Annotated in this window: 13 protein-coding genes and 1 riboswitch; of the genes, 7 read left to right on the plus strand and 6 right to left on the minus strand. The window is 62.9% G+C overall.

Annotation, left to right across the window (positions count from 1 at the left end):
* The first annotated feature begins 157 nt into the window (after positions 1-157).
* Entirely contained in the window at positions 158-373 is a 216-nt protein-coding gene (locus tag RWZ58_RS05325; RefSeq protein WP_060823767.1) for an RNA-binding S4 domain-containing protein, read from the plus strand.
* A gap of 426 nt (positions 374-799) precedes the next feature.
* Here RWZ58_RS05325 and RWZ58_RS05330 read toward each other — a convergent pair whose 3' ends face one another.
* Positions 800-1,552 carry a dienelactone hydrolase family protein gene (locus RWZ58_RS05330; protein WP_314657907.1) on the minus strand — a complete coding sequence of 251 codons (753 nt, stop codon included), beginning with the start codon at positions 1,550-1,552 and terminating at the stop codon, positions 800-802.
* Between the two features lie 94 nt (positions 1,553-1,646).
* Here RWZ58_RS05330 and RWZ58_RS05335 point away from each other — a divergent pair, with 94 nt between their 5' ends.
* Entirely contained in the window at positions 1,647-2,462 is an 816-nt protein-coding gene (locus RWZ58_RS05335; RefSeq protein WP_314657908.1) for a MerR family transcriptional regulator, read from the plus strand.
* 150 nt (positions 2,463-2,612) lie between these two features.
* On the opposite strand, the gene RWZ58_RS05340 is transcribed toward RWZ58_RS05335, so the two are convergent.
* From RWZ58_RS05340 to RWZ58_RS05350, 3 genes are all read right to left on the minus strand, one after another.
* Positions 2,613-2,963, minus strand: coding sequence for a MerR family transcriptional regulator (locus RWZ58_RS05340; RefSeq protein WP_012903963.1), 351 nt, complete (start codon positions 2,961-2,963; stop codon positions 2,613-2,615).
* A 354-nt stretch (positions 2,964-3,317) separates the two neighbouring features.
* Positions 3,318-4,661: a homoserine O-acetyltransferase gene (locus RWZ58_RS05345; protein WP_314657909.1), complete on the minus strand. Its 1,344-nt coding sequence runs from the start codon at positions 4,659-4,661 to the stop codon at positions 3,318-3,320.
* 191 nt (positions 4,662-4,852) lie between these two features.
* Positions 4,853-6,199, minus strand: a complete 1,347-nt coding sequence (locus tag RWZ58_RS05350) for a bifunctional o-acetylhomoserine/o-acetylserine sulfhydrylase (RefSeq protein WP_314657910.1) — start codon at positions 6,197-6,199, stop codon at positions 4,853-4,855.
* Between the two features lie 103 nt (positions 6,200-6,302).
* A riboswitch (SAM riboswitch) is annotated at positions 6,303-6,415 on the minus strand.
* A gap of 342 nt (positions 6,416-6,757) precedes the next feature.
* Between RWZ58_RS05350 and RWZ58_RS05355 the strand changes: the two genes are divergently transcribed.
* From RWZ58_RS05355 to RWZ58_RS05375, 5 genes are all read left to right on the plus strand, one after another.
* Complete coding sequence (locus RWZ58_RS05355; RefSeq protein ID WP_314657911.1) at positions 6,758-7,744, plus strand: ABC transporter ATP-binding protein; 987 nt, start codon at positions 6,758-6,760, stop codon at positions 7,742-7,744.
* Positions 7,741-8,601: an ABC transporter permease gene (locus RWZ58_RS05360; protein ID WP_314657912.1), complete on the plus strand. Its 861-nt coding sequence runs from the start codon at positions 7,741-7,743 to the stop codon at positions 8,599-8,601. Before RWZ58_RS05355 ends, RWZ58_RS05360 begins: the two co-directional genes overlap by 4 nt.
* Before the next feature lies 1 nt (position 8,602).
* Positions 8,603-9,433: an ABC transporter gene (locus RWZ58_RS05365; protein WP_314657913.1), complete on the plus strand. Its 831-nt coding sequence runs from the start codon at positions 8,603-8,605 to the stop codon at positions 9,431-9,433.
* A gap of 75 nt (positions 9,434-9,508) precedes the next feature.
* Positions 9,509-10,711 (plus strand): ribosome small subunit-dependent GTPase A, encoded by a 1,203-nt coding sequence (gene rsgA / locus RWZ58_RS05370; protein ID WP_314657914.1) that lies wholly within the window; start codon positions 9,509-9,511, stop codon positions 10,709-10,711.
* 239 nt (positions 10,712-10,950) lie between these two features.
* Positions 10,951-13,128, plus strand: a complete 2,178-nt coding sequence (locus RWZ58_RS05375; protein WP_314657915.1) for a S9 family peptidase — start codon at positions 10,951-10,953, stop codon at positions 13,126-13,128.
* A gap of 498 nt (positions 13,129-13,626) precedes the next feature.
* On the opposite strand, the gene gatB is transcribed toward RWZ58_RS05375, so the two are convergent.
* Positions 13,627-15,132 carry an Asp-tRNA(Asn)/Glu-tRNA(Gln) amidotransferase subunit GatB gene (gene gatB, locus RWZ58_RS05380; RefSeq protein ID WP_314657916.1) on the minus strand — a complete coding sequence of 502 codons (1,506 nt, stop codon included), beginning with the start codon at positions 15,130-15,132 and terminating at the stop codon, positions 13,627-13,629.
* Entirely contained in the window at positions 15,132-16,736 is a 1,605-nt protein-coding gene (gatA, locus tag RWZ58_RS05385; protein ID WP_314657917.1) for an Asp-tRNA(Asn)/Glu-tRNA(Gln) amidotransferase subunit GatA, read from the minus strand. Before gatA ends, gatB begins: the two co-directional genes overlap by 1 nt.
* Positions 16,737-16,741 lie beyond the last annotated feature (5 nt).

Here is a 16,741-nt window from a genome sequence, read left to right on the forward strand (position 1 = left end):
GGTGCCCGTATTCGCGCTCATCGGCGCAATATGCACACTTTTTGATGCAAGACACTAGGGTACCATCACCAACCCATCCCTGGGTATGCCTCCCCGGCTCACCACTCCCCCAAATCTCTGGAAGCTAGGATGCACCCGGCGGGATAAACTAGAAGGCATGGAAGAAATTTTTATTCGCGACGACATGATCCGCCTCGGCCAGTTCCTCAAGCTCGCCAACCTCGTAGAGGACGGCGCGCAGGCACGCGAGGTCATTCAGCACGGCCTGGTAAAGGTCAACGGCGACATTGAAGAAGCACGCGGCAAGCAGCTGCACCCCGGCGACACCGTCAGCTTTAACGGCGTGACCGTGAAGGTTGCGCACGAGGACTAGTCCGACCCGTTACTCCGTTTGAGATAGGGCGTTAGAGTGAGGGACGATGCTCGTCCTCGTTCCTACAGGGAACCCGCCCTCGCTTCGCTTCGGGCACCCTGATGTCACTACGGACGACACCGCCCCTCCACACGACGCGCGACGCCTAGCCGGAGCGGGGTAGCTATACCCTCCGGAAGCGACATCAGGGTGCCGCCCCGGACGCTCTCCGCAGCGAAGCGAGGAAGAGCGGAGCGTCCGGGTGCGGCGGGTGCCCCTGCAGGAGCGGAGGAAGGGTATAGCGTACCCACCCACCCAGCCCTGCAGGAACGAGGACGAATACCGCTTTCCGTGCGGAGTCTAAACTGAGCCACGCATCCCAAGCGGACGCAAAAGCTAAACGTAAAGCCCCCGAGTTGATGACCCGGGGGCTTTCCATATGTCGATTTAGGCGTCGGAGCCGTCGGCGGTGCCGGTCGCCTCCGCAACCTTCTGCGCACGAATACGCGGCTCCTTACCCTGCACCTTCACCTCCAGGAACTCGCCCACATGGCGAATCTCCATGGCACTCACGCCGTGGCCCGCACCGGCGTACAGCACCTTGATGCCGTCGGTGTACTTGCGGATCCAGTCGTAGGTGTAGTTCACCATCTCCTGCGGGATGACGGGGTCTTCCTGGTCGCGGCCGAAGAACACGGGAAGCTCGGTCTTCTTCAGCTCCTCGTCCTTGAAGTACGGCGAATCAGAGTCCACGGCGTAGCCGGACAGACCCACCATGGCGGCAAACTCGCCGGGAGCGTGACGCACCATCGAGGTTGCGACGCCCATACCCTGCGAGAAGCCCAGCAGGGTCACCGAAGCGTACGGTTCGCGGTTTGCTCGCACCCACTCCAGCACGTAGTCGCTCGCCTGTTCGATGGCGCGCTGGTCGGATTCGAGCTGCTGGTTCAGCGGGTACCACTGGTAGCCGATAGCGTCTGCAGCAATGTAGGAGCCGGTCGAGTTCGCGGAGAACTGGGTGCCAACCGGCTGCGGGGCGCGCATGGAGGCGTAGGTGAAGCCCTCCTGCGGAAGGTGCGCCGCCAGGGACAGCAGGTCGTGTTCCTGGGAGCCGTAGCCGTGCAGCATGAGCACCAGGTGGGTGCCCGCGCGTTCGTTCTCGGGGCGGGTGTATTCGACGACGTATTTATTTTCGCTCATGAACCCATCTTAGCGAGGACTCCCCAACAAACCTGCACCGCCGGTTCCGCCGCTAACTTGACCCTCACCTAACGTCAGGTTCTACAGTGAAACCATGGACGCGAACAGAACACCGCCTGACGGGCAGCACGAATACACCGTAGGAGAAGCGGCATCATTGCACGGGCTAACAGTCCGCACCCTGCACCACTGGGAGCAACGAGGCCTACTCAACCCGGCACACGATGAGTTCAACGGGTACCGATACTACACAGATACAGATCTTGAACGAATCACCGTCATCATGGGGTACCGCGCCACCGGCATGAGCCTTGACGCCATTCACAACATACTGCAGGACGAAGCGAACAGCACCGAGCATCTACTCGCTCAGCGGGATATGCTTCAACGCAAAATCGTCGCGTACAAGCGCATGCTTGAAACCATCGAACATCTTTTGGAGGACACTATGGCACCTAAAAATGAGCAGCTCAGCGCTGCCGAAAAAGCAGAAATTATGGGCGAGGGATTCAGCCTAGCCCACCAGCAGGAGGCGCAGGAGCGTTACGGAAAAACTGACGACTGGGCCGAGTACCAGCGCCGTACTGCAACGATGAACCGTGCCGACTGGCAGAACGGCAAACAGCAGGTTGAGGAGGTGGAGCACGCCCTCGTCGAGGCGTTCAACCGCGGCGTGCAGCCGGGCAGCGAGGAGGCGAACGCGCTCGCCGAGCAGCACCGCGCCTCCCTCTTCTTCTTTGAGGTCACCCCCGCCAAGCACGCTATTCTAGCCCGCGGCTACGTTGAGGATGCCCGTTTCAAGGCGCACTACGAGAAACTCGCGACCGGGCTCGCAAAATGGTTGCGGGATGTCATCTACGAGAATGCTCGTGCACACGGTATTGACCCGGAGAAAACTACTTGGGGGTAGGCTTCCGGGGTGAAGATACCTCGTGCCTGAGCCTGAGTAGTTGAACACGAGCAGCTGAGCATGATTAGCTGAGCACAAAAGACGCCCGGATTCCCTGTGCGGAAATACCGGGCGTCGGCGTGCATACCTGCATGAAAATTAGACGGTTATCTAGCGGGTGCCATCGAGGTGACTGCGGTGCTCCTGAATACGGCGATCCAGGTGCTCAAGGTTCTGCTGCAACCCCGCAATCTCGTTTTCAATCTTTCGGCGGGCGCGCTCCATCACATCGACGGAGAGTGCGTGATCATCCGGATTGTCCAAGATTGTACGAATGTCGGCAAGACTCATGCCGGCCTGACGGCAGGTAGCAATAAACCGTGCTGCGGAGATAGACTCCTCATCAAAAATACGGGTTCCGTGAGCATCACGGGGCACCGCAATGAGCCCCTCTTTCTCGTAATAGCGCAGGGCGTGGGTGCTCACCCCCAACTGCTCCGCTACCTCTTGAATACTTACCACAGCGTTAATGCTATGGGGTTAGAGCGGGTCTAAAGCAAACTGAGAACCTTTACCTTCCAGTGCAACAGGAGGCTACTTCCGCGGTATCTCGCGGAGGCACCAAAAAGCACCCGAAAAACCGGAAAATATTCCCTGACTTGGCACAACACTCTTCGAGAAGGTGCAAAGAAACGCCGGGTGCCCGCATTACGCAAGCACCCGGCGCCTCCTTAGCTAACCTTTAGGGTGAAGGTTAATTCTCGGCGGGCGGAAGGGTAGTTGAGAATACCCAACTATTCGCACACAATCCCACACCTACTGTTTGGATAAAACAACATTCTGCGGATACGTGTAAAGCCCCGGGCACCGGTTGAGTTAGCGATTAACCGTGCCGTACAGGCGAGTCATCGAATCCAGCGCCTCACGCTCACGCTGGGCCTCGCTCGGGGTAACAGAGCCCTCCTCAACACCCAGCGCACGAGCCAGGATACGCTCCACCTGCTTCGCCTCAATGAGGAAGCCATCATGGCCGTGGTTCGACTCAATAATGTCCACGGTAACCGGGGTGGGCAACGCCTCCGCGAGGCGGTGCGACTCGTGCGGGAAGAACAGGCGGTCCGTATTCACCGCCGCAATGGTCCACTCGCAATCGGTATGCGCCAGCGCCTGCGCGAGGGTGCCGCGGCCACGAGCCACGTCATGCGAAATCAGTGCCTCGTTAACCGCCAGGTAGCTGTTCGCGTCAAAACGCTCAACCAGCTTGGCGCCGTGGTGGTCCAGGTAGCTTTCGATGGCGTAGCGACCGCGCGGCTCACCCAGGGAGCCACCCACGGTGCTTTCGCCGCGGTTCTCCTCGCGACCGAAGCGGTGCTCCAGCTCGGCGGGGCTACGGTAGGTGGTGTGCGCAATACGGCGCGCCAGGGCAAGACCCGCAGTCGGCGCGGGACCGTTGTAGTAGTCGCCGCCGGCGAAGTTCGCGTCCGAACGAATCGCAATGTTCTGGGTGTGAGCCCAGGAAATCTGCTCGGCAGTAGCCGAAGGACCGGAGGCGATCACCGCGCATCCGCGCACCAGCTCGGGGTTAGTCGCCGCCCACTCCAAGGCGCGAGCGCCACCGAGGGAACCACCAATTACGTAGCGGAAGCTGGTCACGCCCAGGGCGCGAGCCAGGTGCGCCTCCGCACGCACAGAGTCGCGGATGCTTACCTGCGGGAAGCGGGAGCCCCAGTGCTCACCGGCGCCCGGGTAGCCTTCGGGAATAATGCTTGCCGGGCCGGTCGAGCCGTAGCAGCCACCCAGAATATTGGGGGCAATCACGAAGTAGCGGTTGGTGTCCACGACCGAGCCGGGGCCCACGATGCCTTCCCACCAGCCGTCCGATTCGATAGCGCGAATCAGCGGGGCGGGCATGTCGGGGGTGGGTACGCCGCGGGAGACGTGCGTATCACCGGTGAGCGCATGCAGAATCAGGATGGCGTTATCGCCAGCCTCGTTGAGAGTACCCCAGGTTTCGTAGCCGATGGTGACCTGCGGCAGAGTCACGCCGGATTCGAGCCCCAGGTCGCCGATGTTCAGCTGACGCAGGTAGCCTTGCGCTTCGGGATGCTCGCGCTGGGTGCCAGCCACGGGGATGGGCGCGGTGACAGGCTGGTTGATAGTGCCGGATTGTTTGGAGCTGGACAGCGTGGTGCCGGAGGGGCTAGTGCTCTGGGCGGTCATGGGGGTTCCCTTCACTGGGTTGGCCGGCGAGGTGGTGCCGGGTGTGAGCGGGGTACTCGTCTGTGGGTAGAAGAAGCAACAGGTTGGGCGGCATCAACGCCGCTCAGTCACAAAATGCTCCGTAACGGGGAATCCGCAGGTGGACCGAAAAGCCGTAGTCTTTCCGGTCCACCTGCGGGTTGCATCACCGTTTAGGAGAGGGTGTCGAAGCCCAGCTGCAGGTCGGCGAGAATATCGTCAATGTTCTCAATACCAACCGCCAGGCGGACGAAGTTCGGGTACACGCCAATCTTCTCCAGCTCTTCAGCGGAAAGCTGGGAGTGGGTGGTGGAGGCGGGGTGAATCACGAGCGAGCGCACGTCACCGATGTTCGCCACGTTGGAGTGCAGCTTCAGTGCATCCACGAAGTCGCGGGTCTGCTCCAGGGTTGCGCCCTTGAGGGTGAAGCCGAGCACCGCGCCGGGGCCCTTGGGCAGGTACTTCTGTGCGCGCTCGTACCAGGGGGAGGATTCCACGCCAGCCCAGATAACCCTGTCGACCTGCGGGTTTGCTTCGAGCCAGTGGGCGACCTTAGTGGCGTTCTCAATGTGGCGTTCGATGCGCAGGGAGAGGGTCTCCAGACCGATGCCGATGTTGAAGGCGTTAGTCGGGGAGATTGCGGCGCCGGTGTCGCGCAGCAAGGAGACGCGCGCCTTCAGGATGTAGGAGAGGTTCGCACCGAATGCGGAGTCCTTGCCCAGGTCGCGTGCGTAGACCAGGCCGTGGTAGCCGGGGGCGGGCTGGTTGAACTTGGGGAACTTCTCGGGGTCTGCGCCGTAGTCGAAGTTACCGGAGTCAACAATCACACCGCCGATGGAGGTGCCGTGGCCACCCAGGTACTTGGTTGCGGAGTGGACCACCACGTCCGCGCCGTGCTCGATGGGGCGCAGCAGGTAGGGGGTGGGTACGGTGTTGTCCACGATCAGGGGCACACCGTTTTCGTGCGCAATCTTGGCGATGGGCTCAATGTCGAGCACGTCGTTGCGGGGGTTTGGCACGGACTCGCCGTAGAAGAGCTTGGTGTTGGGGCGGACTGCGGCGCGCCATGCGTCCAGGTCGTCCGGGTCTTCAACGAAGGTGGTTTCGATGCCGAGGTCGGCGAGGGTGTACTTGAGCAGGTTGTAGGTGCCGCCGTACACGGAGGGCGAGGCGACCACGTGGTCACCGGCGCCGGCAATGTTCAGGATTGCGTAGGTGATAGCTGCCTGACCGGATGCCAGCAGCAGCGCGCCAACGCCGCCTTCCAGGGAGGCGATACGGTTTTCGATAGCTTCCTGGGTGGGGTTGTTGAGGCGAGTGTAAATGGGGCCCAGCTCGGCGAGAGCGAAACGGTTCGCTGCCTGCTCGGCGCTGTCAAAGACGAAGGAAGTGGTCTGGTAGATGGGTAGTGCCCGAGCTCCCGTTGCGGCATCCGGCGCCTGACCTGCGTGGATCTGGCGGGTTTCGAACTTCCAACCTGCGGGGTTGGCGGGAGTCGGGACGGTAGTGTTGTTGCTCATGCGTGGCTCCTAATGGGGATTCTTAGGGGGCCGCATGCCGACGGTACAGGAATCGTCGTCGAATAATCCTGTCACGATTGATGTACCGAATTCGGTCACATCGGTCCCGCGCTTGCGTCACGCTTGTGCGTGCCGCCCGGTCTTCACCCAGGGCACCCCACCGCGGAGGAGGGTTGCCGGCCAGCTAGCTGGGGCTTGTCGCTGGCGCTCTTGACCTGTTATTTAGAGTGTCACAGGGCACGGGGCGGGGTCAAGGGTTTTGTGGGTGCGCGGCACTTTAAGACGTTTCATTGCAAAGATGACGTTTTTTAACGTCCGTAACAAAAACCCGCCTGCAACAAAACGTTGGCAACAATACCGGGTGGCAATCGAGGGGTTTGGAGGACACCCTTCCACATGCAGTAACCCCCATCACTTTTATCCGCGCTTTTCGGTACACTGAGACTACAACACTGACTACACATACACTCGCGCAGGGCGCGGCTCACTACGCCGTTTATCCTGCACAGCATCCCTCCGGTATAGGGGCCAGAGGGTCATACCCGAAGGTTACCTACCATGTCTCTTGTTCTTGACGCCGCGCAGCTCAGCCGCGTCTTTGGCAAAGGTGAAAACGCCTTTACCGCCGTCGACCGGGTTTCGCTTCGCGTTAGCTCCGGCGAGATTCACGCCCTCCTCGGTCCCAACGGCGCGGGCAAAACGACGACCGTGCAAATGTGCTCGACCCTGCTGACTCCCACCGGCGGTAGCCTCACCGTGAATGGCGTTGATGCCATCGCTCACCCGCAGCGGGCACGCCGTCACGTGGGCCTCGCCCTCGGCGGGGAGAACGGCTTCTACCCGCGCGCCAGTGCCCGCGATAACCTGCTGTTCTTCGCCGATGTTGCGGGGGTTTCCGGGCGAGCTCGACGACACGAGGTGGAGCATGCCCTAGCCCGCGTGGAACTCTCCGACGCTGCGACGCGGCCTGTCCAGGAGTTTTCTCGCGGCATGAAGCAGCGCCTACACATCGCCAGGGCATTGCTCGGTTCCCCTTCCCTGCTCCTGCTGGATGAGCCGACCAACGGGCTCGACCCCGATATCGCCCTGACCGTTCGAACCCTCATCCGCTCCCTCGCGGAGGACGGCGCCGCCGTCCTGCTGACGAGTCACTTGCTGGGCGAAATCGAGGACCTGGCGCATACCATCACCGTTTTGGGTGCCGATTCTGTCGCCGTGAGCGGCACCCTCGAGGACGTTGCCGCTCACGCCGGTATTGCCGCCACGACCGTGGTGCAGGTTGAAGCCACCGCCACCGAGGGTCTCGATGCGCTGCGTAGCTTCCTTGGCGATCGGGCGACAGTACTTTTTGCCCCGCGCGGTTCCGGCTGGGAGCTGACCCTCTACTGGCACGGCGAGCGCACCACGTTCGAGGCGGGTGAGGCGCACCGCATCCTGGCGGAGGGGCTTGCCGCGGCGAATATCGGGGCACGAACCGAGCCGTACACGCGCCCGGCAACCCTGGAGGAGGCCTACCTGGCGATGGCGGAGGGGCTCAAGCGATGAACGCTCAGACGCAACGCTCGGAAGAGTTCCAGCGGCAGGGTCGACGGTACGACCTGTGGCAGGAGTGCGCCCGCCAACTGCGACTCATGGGCTTTAGCCTGCGCCAGTTCCTGACGGTCCCCTACTTCATTCAGCTGCTCATCAGTACGGTACTCGGCTCGGTCATCCTTCAGGCGCTCGCCGTGCATGCGGCGGCGCAGAGCTCCGCGGGTCACTCCGTTGACCCGACCCTCGCGTGGACCCGCGCGGGCATTGTGGGCATGTGGTCGGTCTGCATCGTGTCTGCGGGCATCATCAATTTCGAGCGTTTCCGTGGGACCCTCGTGTACCTGTGTTCGGGGTCGATTTCTCCGGTGCGGGTGCTGGCGGCTATCGTTTCGAGCGCCTCCATTGTGGGTATGGCGGCTTTGCCCCTGTCGTGGCTCATCTGGGCTCTTGTGACGCTTAACCCGCAGGTCACGGATTTTTCAGCACTCTGGCCGCGCTACGTTCTGGGCGTTCCCCTGCTGTGGCTTGCGTGCCTGTCGGTCACGTTCATGATTGCGGTATTCTTCGTGGCCACGCCGAACGCTATCGCCTACGAGGAGCTGTTGCTCGTGCCGGTTTTTATTCTTTCCGGGGTTCTCTTCACGACCATTGAAGCGCCCGCCTGGCTGGATGCTGCGGGCGTGCTCATTCCCCTGCAGGCGCCGGTTCACCTCCTACTTGGGCGTACCGCCATCACTACCCCGACGGATGCACTCCTGCCCGTAATTCAGACCCTGGTCGTGAGCTTCATCTGGGCGTTGTGTGCCTTCCTTTTTGCCCGGAAGGCTCTCGCCTCCGCCCGTCGTCGCGGAACTCTGGGGGCGATGTAGCGTGCGTGTTCTCTCTACTGATTCTCTGCCCGGCGTGGTGCGTCGGGCACTGTCTACCGCCTCTATTGGCTGGTCATCTTCTATTACCTTCGCGACCCTCGGAACGGCCATCACGACTCTGGTTCTCGTACCCGGTCTTAACGTGCTTTTCACGGTGCTTCTGGGTGCTGATCTTGCCGCGAACGATACGGTACGCATCGGCTGCGCGTCTGCTCTGATTGCCACCCTCAGTTCGGTGGCAGCCGGTATTGTTGCGCGCGTTGCCACAGACCGGTGGATTGGCGTCTTCGAGTACGTGTGTACGGCTCGCCCGGTGGATGCTGGCTACTGGCTCGGTGCGGCGGCGGTACCCGCGTTGCTGGCATCCGTGACGGGTCTGAGCAATGTGGGCATCGTGTGGTTACTCTCCCTCACATCCTCCGCTGCGGGAGCAAGTTCCGGGCTTTTAGTTGGCACCATCTTACTGATGCCGGTTGCGGTTCTGGGCGGAGTCTGCCTAGGTATCTTTGCTGCCGGCTTGGGCCTGTACCTATCGGATCCGTACACGGGCTCAAACGTTCTATCTATTGTTCTGCCGGTCAGCGCGGGCGTGATTGTGCCGGTGAGTACCTACCCGACGTGGCTTGCGTGGGTATGTTCGTGGGTTCCCGGATCCCGGCTGGTGCAGGCTTTAGATACCTCTAGCGATATCGCGAACGGCACCGCGCCGGAGCTTTTCGCGCTCCTGGCGACAGACACAGCCCTGGCAGTACTCTACGCCGCTATCGGGCTGGGGCTAACCTTCCTTGCCGCCCGCCGCATCCGTGCCGGCGCCCGCGCCTCGCTGTTGTAAACGGTGAACCCTGAAAAAGAACGAACCTTGTAATCACCCGCTATCCGGGCGCCGCAACCAAGAAAGACTATTCCTGTGACCATTGCTCCCGCTCCATACACCTTAGAGACTCTAGGGTTCGACCCCTCCTGGCAGGGCGCGGCAATCCGCGCCGCGTTCACCCTCGGCGGTACCCTCGAAAACTTTACCCTCGCCCGTGTTAGTGCCGTACACCGCACCCGCTGCGAGCTACTGACCTGCGAGCGGGGTGAGCTCATTAAGCTTTCCGCTCCGCTGCGTCCGGTTGAGAACGACTACGGCGAAGAAGAGTACCCCGTCGTGGGTGACTGGGTACTCACCCAGCCCATCCCCGGAACTGGCGGTGCAGCCCACCCCGCGGAGCACAAACCCCTCGCGATACTGCCCCGGCGAAGCTACCTCACCCGACCCAGCGCCACCCGAGAATCCGCGGATCAGCCTGTCGCCGCCAACGTGGATATGCTCTGCATCGTTGAGCCCTGCTTCCCCGAGCCGTCCATTGGGCGAATTGAACGCTACACCGCTCTGGCGCACGCTTCCGGGGTGCAGGTCGCGCTAATTCTCACCAAGGGTGACCTGGTAACCGCAGAACAGCTCGCCGGGTATCAGGAATCCCTGGGTAGCGGCGTGGATGCGGTGCTCATCGTCTGCACGGATAACGGCTACGACCCTGCCCCGGTGGCTGAGCTCGTCGCAGGGCGTACCGCCGCGTTCCTGGGCCGCAGCGGCGCCGGAAAATCTACCCTGGTCAACGCCCTGCTCAACCCCGGAGTTGACCCCCGCGAGGCCAGCTCAGAAAACCGGGTGCAGGCGACCTCCGCGGTTCGCGATGCCGACGGCAAGGGACGCCACACCACCACCAGCCGCCAAATGATTGTTCTGCCCGGTGAGGCAGACTCCGGTGCAGAATCTTCGGCTGGCACGGTGCTGATTGACACCCCGGGCGTGCGAGCCCTCGCCGCCACGAGCGACAGCGCAGCCATTGATGAGACCTTCGATGACGTTTCCAGCTACGCCTCCTCCTGCCGGTACAGCGACTGCTCCCACGGTTCCGAACCCGGATGCGCGGTGCAGCAGGCGCTCGCCGACGGCTCCCTCGACCCCGAACGTTTTGAACGCTACCGCAGGATGATGGCAGAATCTGCACGCCTGCGCCTGCGCTCTCAGGAGCGCGAGTACCGGCAGAGTAACCGCGCCTTCACGAAGGCAAACAAGGCGGGCCGCCGCACCCTCATGTCCATTAAGGGACGCGCCAACTAGCCGCCGAAAGCGCACGTTGCGGCGAGGCTTCGGTGAGACTTCGGCGGGGCTTCCACAGGCTGAGCCGGGCAACCCCGCGCAGGCGGCAATATAGTAGCCTCCCTCACTCTTCGATACACTAGAACTAGGCGTGCCCACAGTCCCCCGCACACCCTCACCGCCACCCCGGCGGCAGAGGAGGCAGGCGCCTCCGGCACACACCATTCACAAACCCATAACTCATTGAAAGAGGTGGCAGCATGGCTGAACAGAACCTCACCCCGCCCGTACCGAAGAAGGTCGAGCACCGCCGCGAACACCACGGCGACGTCTTCATCGACCACTACGAATGGCTCCGCGACAAGGAAAGCGAAGAGGTCCTCAACTACCTCAAAGCAGAAGCCGAATACACCGAAGCTGTCACCGCAGACCAGCAGCCCCTCCGCGAGTCCATCTTCAACGAGATTAAGAACCGCACCCTGCTGTCGGATCTGACCGTCCCGAACCGTATCGGTGACTGGTGGTACTACAGCCGTATGGTGCCCGGTGGCCAGTACCCCGTCTTCTACCGCTACCCCGCCCTGCACGAGGGCGACGAGGTGGTGCGCTACACCCCGCCGACCGTCACCCCCGGCGAGGTGCTCGAGGGTGAGGTCGTCATCCTCGACTGCAACGAATACGCCAAGGACATGGAGTTCTTCTCCCTGGGCAGCTTCCAGCCGGCACGTAACGGCAAGCTGCTGAGCATCTCCGTGGACGAGAAGGGCGACGAACGCTACGAGCAGCGCTTCCTCAACATGGAAACCGGCACTTTCCTCGAAGACACCATCCCCAACATTGCGGCGGGTTCCTTCTTCATCAACCACGCCGAGCAGCTCATCTACGTGGTCCCCGACGACTCCTGGCGTCCCTGGCGTGTCTATGTGCACGACGTCGGACAGGGCACCGAAGATCACCTCATCTACGAAGAGCCGGACAACACCATGTGGCTCTCGGCGGCTATGAGCTCCGACCGTTCCTCCGTGGTGCTCACCAGCTCGAACTCCGAGTACACCGAGGTGCGCATCGTCCCCACTCGCGAACCCAAGGGCGAGCCGACCCTGCTCATCCCCAAGAGCGCGGGCATCGAATACTACGCTGAGCCGCTCAACATTGCCGGCGAGCAGCACCTGCTGATTCAGCACGACTACAATGCGCTGAACTCCGAGCTGGTCCTCGCCGACATGCCGCGCGAGGGCGAAAGCCTCGAAGAGTACGCGCAGCGTTGGGTGCCGGTCATCCGCCACAGCGAGCACGTGCGCCTGGAGGGCTTCACCTTTACCGCAACGCACCTGGTCGTCACCGCCCGCGCAGACACGACCACCCGCATCTTCCTGGCGCCGCGTGAGCAGCTGCCCATCCAGTGGCGCCGCCGCCGACCCGCGGGCGTGACCTTCATGGAACCGGCCGGTTTCGACGAGGAACTGTACACCGCCTCGGTGCTGCGCGCGGAGAACTACTCCCCCGTGCTGCGCATCGCCTACACCTCGTACCTGACCCCGCGCCGTGTCTACGACTACTTCCCCATGTCGCAGACCCTGCTGCTGCGCCGTGAAACCCCGGTGCTGGGCGGCTACAACCGCGAGGACTACCGCGCCTACCGCGACTGGGCACCCGCAGCGGACGGCACGCTCATCCCGATTTCCGTGATTCACCGCGCCGACCTGGACATGAGCAAGCCGCACCCGGTCATCCAGTACGGTTACGGCTCGTACGAGTCGTCCATGGACCCGATGTTCTCTATCCCGATGCTGTCGATCCTGGACCGCGGCGTCATCTACGTCATCGCGCACATTCGCGGCGGCGGCGAGATGGGCCGCTCCTGGTACCAGAACGGCAAGAAGCTGTCGAAGAAGAACACCTTCACCGACTTCGTGGACGTCACCAGCTACATTGCGGCGAAGCCGTGGGCTGATGAGGCGCGTATCGGCTGCTACGGCGGTAGCGCGGGCGGCCTGCTCATGGGCGCTGTGCTGAACCTCGCCCCCGAAAAGTACGCCGCCTGCCTGGCCGCCGTACCGTTCGTGGATGCGTTGACCACCATCCTCGACCCGGAGCTGCCGCTATCGGCGATGGAGTGGGAAGAGTGGGGCAACCCGATTGAGGACCCCGAGGTCTACGCCTACATGAAGTCGTACACCCCGTACGAGAACATCCGCCCGGTCCGCTACCCGGCGATTGCTGCGGTGACGAGCCTGCACGACACGCGCGTGCTCTACGTGGAGCCCGCCAAGTGGGTTGCGGCACTGCGTGAGCAGATTGACCCGTCGTCGCCGGTGCCGCTGCTGAAGATTGACATGTCGGGCGGTCACGGTGGTGGTTCCGGCCGGTATACGCGTTGGCGTGAAATTGCCTGGGATTACGCGTTCCTGCTGACCAACCTCGGCGTTACTGAGTAACTCATCTCTTAAATAGAACGCTCCGTCTGTATCCAAGTGATACGGACGGAGCGTTCTTCGTTTCAGCACGTTGCGCTACGCGGGGGGGGGACGGTGTTCGTCCTCGTTCCTACAGGGGCACCCGCCCTCGCTTCGCTTCGGGCACCCTGATGTCACTACGGACGACACCGCCCCTCCACACGACGCACCAAGCCTAGCCGGAGCGGGGTAGCTATACCCTCCGGAAGCGACATCAGGGTACCCTCTCGGGTGCTCTCCGCAGCGAAGCAAGGAGAGAGCGGAGCGCCCGAGAGGGTGGGTTCCCCTGCAGGAGCGGAGGAAGGGTATAGCGTACCCACCCCCCTACCTATAGGAACGAGGACGATAACCGCCTTTCCAAGCGGAAGCAACCGTGCAGAGCCATACGGAACCAGTCACGGACTTTAGAGAGCGCAAGAGGCGCCGTCTCCCACACGGGAGACAGCGCCTCTTTCGCTAGAGCCGGATCAGCGGAAAAGCTTAGCCTTCCACGCCGCACTCAGCCAGGATCAGCTCACGCACGCGGGCGGCGTCAGCCTGACCGCGGGTAGCCTTCATGACCTGACCGACGATAGCGCCAGCAGCCTGAACCTTGCCGGCACGAATCTTGTCGGCAACGTCGGGCATTGCTGCCAGTGCTTCCTGGACAGCTGCGGTGAGCGCACCGTCGTCGGAGACAACGGCGAGGCCGCGTGCCTCAACGATTTCGGCGGGGGTTCCTTCACCGGCGAGGACGAACTCGAGCACCTGGCGGGCGATCTTGTCGTTAATCTTTCCTTCGGAGATGAGCGCTTCGAGGGCGACCACGGTTGCGGGCTCCACGCCGAGGGCGGTGAGCTCAACTTCAGCCTGCTTTGCGCGGCGGGCGATTTCGCCCATCCACCACTTGCGGGCTGCTGCTGCGGTTGCGCCTGCGGCGACGGTCTCTTCGATGACGTCGAGTGCGCCAGCGTTGACGACGTCGCGGAACTCTTCGTCGGAGTAGCCCCATTCGTTCTTGAGGCGGCGGCGGCGCTCTGCCGGGGGTTCGGGCAGTTCGGCGCGCAGACGCTCAATCCAATCGCTGTTGGTGACGACCGGTACGAGGTCCGGTTCGGGGAAGTAACGGTAGTCGTCAGCGTCGGACTTGGGGCGGCCCGAGGAGGTTTCGCGGGTGTCTTCGTGCCAGTGGCGGGTCTCCTGGGTGACCTTTTCGCCGCGTTCGAGGATCGCTGCGTGGCGGCGGATCTCGTAGCGGACGGCGCGCTCAACGGAACGGAGGGAGTTCACGTTCTTGGTTTCGGAGCGGGTGCCGAACTTCTCTGCGCCCTTGGGCATGAGGGAGACGTTGGCGTCGCATCGGACGTTACCGCGTTCCATACGGGCGTCGGAGATGCCGAGGGAGCGGACGATGTCGCGGATTGCGGCAACGTAGGCGCGTGCCAGTTCGGGTGCGCGCTCGCCGGCACCGACGATGGGTCGGGTGACGATCTCGATCAGGGGCACGCCTGCGCGGTTGTAGTCGACCAGGGAGGAGGTTGCACCCTGAATTCGGCCGTCTGCGCCACCGACGTGGGTGAGCTTGCCTGCGTCTTCTTCCATGTGGGCGCGCTCAATTTCGACGGTGAAGATGGTGCCGTCTTCGAGCTCAACGTCCAGGGAGCCATTTTCCGCGATGGGGCCGCCAGCCTGGGAGGTCTGGAAGTTCTTCGGAGAGTCCGGGTAGAAGTAGTTCTTGCGGGCGAAGTAGGACTTGTCTGCGATGTCGCAGCCCAGTGCCAGGCCGAGCTTGATGGCGGACTCAACAGCGGTCTTGTTCACCATGGGCAGCGCGCCGGGCAGGCCGAGCGATACGGGGGTGATGTTGGTGTTGGGTTCGTCGCCGAACTCGTTGGGTGCGGAGTCGAACATCTTGGTCTTGGTGTTGAGTTCGACGTGCACCTCGAAGCCGAGGACCGGGTCGTACTTTTCGATGGCTTCTTCGAAGCTGAGGACTTCTTCACTCATTACTTGGTTCCCCCAAAGTCAAAGTCGCGGATCAGAGTTTCGGTGTCGGGCAGGCTCTTGTAGAGCGGTGCGCCCCATTTTGCGGTGAGCAGTTCTTCCAGTGCTGCGCCGACGCGGTAGAGGCGTGCGTCTTCGCGTGCGGGTGCGGTGAACTGGATGCCGACGGGCAGGTTGTTCTCTTCGGAGAGGCCGCCGGGCAGGGAGAGCGCCGGGACGCCTGCCAGGTTGACGGGCACGGTTGCGACGTCGCCCAGGTACATTGCCATGGGGTCGCCTTCGGTCTTCTCGCCGAGCTTGAACGCGGTGGAGGGCGCGGTCGGGGAGATGAGTACGTCGCACTTTTCGAATGCTGCCGCGTAGTCGCGCTGGATGAGGGTACGTACGCGCAGTGCGGCGCCGTAGTAGGCGTCGAAGTTACCTGCGGACAGTGCGTAGGTGCCGAGGATGATGCGGCGCTTGACCTCGTGGCCGAAACCTGCGGAGCGGGTTGCGGACATGACGCGTTCGATGGTGACGGGGCCGTCTTCGGGTACGACGCGCAGGCCGTAGCGGACGCCGTCGTAGCGTGCCAGGTTGGAGGACACCTCGGAGGACATGATCATGTAGTAGGCGCTGATGGCTTCGGTAACGGAGGGCAGGGAGACCTCGATGATCTCTGCACCTGCGGCACGCAGCTCTTCGACGGATTCGCGGAAGCGTGCGAGGACGCCTGCTTCGAAGCCTTCGCCGTCGCCGCCGCCAAGTTCCTTGATGACGCCGATGCGCAGGCCGGACAGGTCGCCCTTGCGTGCGGCTTCGGCACCTGCCTTGGCTTCTTCAACGAAGTTGCCGGGCTCATCGGGCAGGGAGGTTGCGTCGAGCGGGTCGTGGCCTGCGATTGCTTCGTGGAGCAGTGCGGTGTCCAGGACGGTGCGTGCGACGGGGCCTACCTGGTCGAGGGAGGATGCCATGGCGATGACGCCGTAACGGGAGACGGAGCCGTAGGTGGGCTTAACGCCGACGCTACCGGTCAGTGCTGCGGGCTGGCGGATGGAGCCGCCGGTGTCGGTGCCGAGCGCCAGGGGTGCCTGGAAGGCGGTGACGGCTGCTGCGGAGCCGCCGCCGGAGCCGCCGGGTGCGCGGTCGAGTGCCCAGGGGTTGCGGACTACGCCGAATGCGGAGTGCTCGTTGGAGGAGCCCATTGCGAATTCGTCAAGGTTGGTCTTGCCGAGGATGGGCATGCGTGCTTCGCGGACCTTGCGGGTGACGGTGCCGTCGTAGGGGCTCATCCAGCCTTCGAGCATGCACGATGCTGCGGTGGTGGGCTGGCCCTTGGTGACGATGAGGTCCTTGACGGCGATGGGTACGCCTGCGAGCGGGGGCAGTTCCTTGCCTGCTGCGCGGTCTGCGTCCACTGCTGCTGCGGTGGCGAGTGCTTCTTCGGCGTTGATGTGCAGGAAGGCGTTGAGGCCGTTCTTGCCGTCTGCTCGGTTGTCGCTTAGGGGCGCGCCGTCAGTGGCTGCGATGCGGTCCAGGTGTGCCTGGGTGAGCTCGACGGAGGTGATTTCGCCGGATGCGAGCTTTTCTGCTGCTTCTGCGGCGGTGAGCTGGATCAGTTCGTTCACTTGGT

Source organism: uncultured Rothia sp. (genome assembly GCF_963544205.1).
In the GTDB taxonomy this organism is placed as follows: domain Bacteria; phylum Actinomycetota; class Actinomycetes; order Actinomycetales; family Micrococcaceae; genus Rothia.

Excerpts from the sequence above, each read along its gene's own strand:
- RWZ58_RS05350 (WP_314657910.1), bottom strand. The coding sequence starts at position 6,199 with ATGAGCAACAACACTACCGTCCCGACTCCCGCCAACCCCGCAGGTTGG.
- RWZ58_RS05325 (WP_060823767.1), top strand. The coding sequence starts at position 158 with ATGGAAGAAATTTTTATTCGCGACGACATGATCCGCCTCGGCCAGTTC.
- RWZ58_RS05360 (WP_314657912.1), top strand. The coding sequence starts at position 7,741 with ATGAACGCTCAGACGCAACGCTCGGAAGAGTTCCAGCGGCAGGGTCGA.
- RWZ58_RS05330 (WP_314657907.1), bottom strand. The coding sequence starts at position 1,552 with ATGAGCGAAAATAAATACGTCGTCGAATACACCCGCCCCGAGAACGAA.
- gatB (WP_314657916.1), bottom strand. The coding sequence starts at position 15,132 with ATGAGTGAAGAAGTCCTCAGCTTCGAAGAAGCCATCGAAAAGTACGAC.
- RWZ58_RS05355 (WP_314657911.1), top strand. The coding sequence starts at position 6,758 with ATGTCTCTTGTTCTTGACGCCGCGCAGCTCAGCCGCGTCTTTGGCAAA.
- RWZ58_RS05345 (WP_314657909.1), bottom strand. The coding sequence starts at position 4,661 with ATGACCGCCCAGAGCACTAGCCCCTCCGGCACCACGCTGTCCAGCTCC.
- RWZ58_RS05335 (WP_314657908.1), top strand. The coding sequence starts at position 1,647 with ATGGACGCGAACAGAACACCGCCTGACGGGCAGCACGAATACACCGTA.
- RWZ58_RS05375 (WP_314657915.1), top strand. The coding sequence starts at position 10,951 with ATGGCTGAACAGAACCTCACCCCGCCCGTACCGAAGAAGGTCGAGCAC.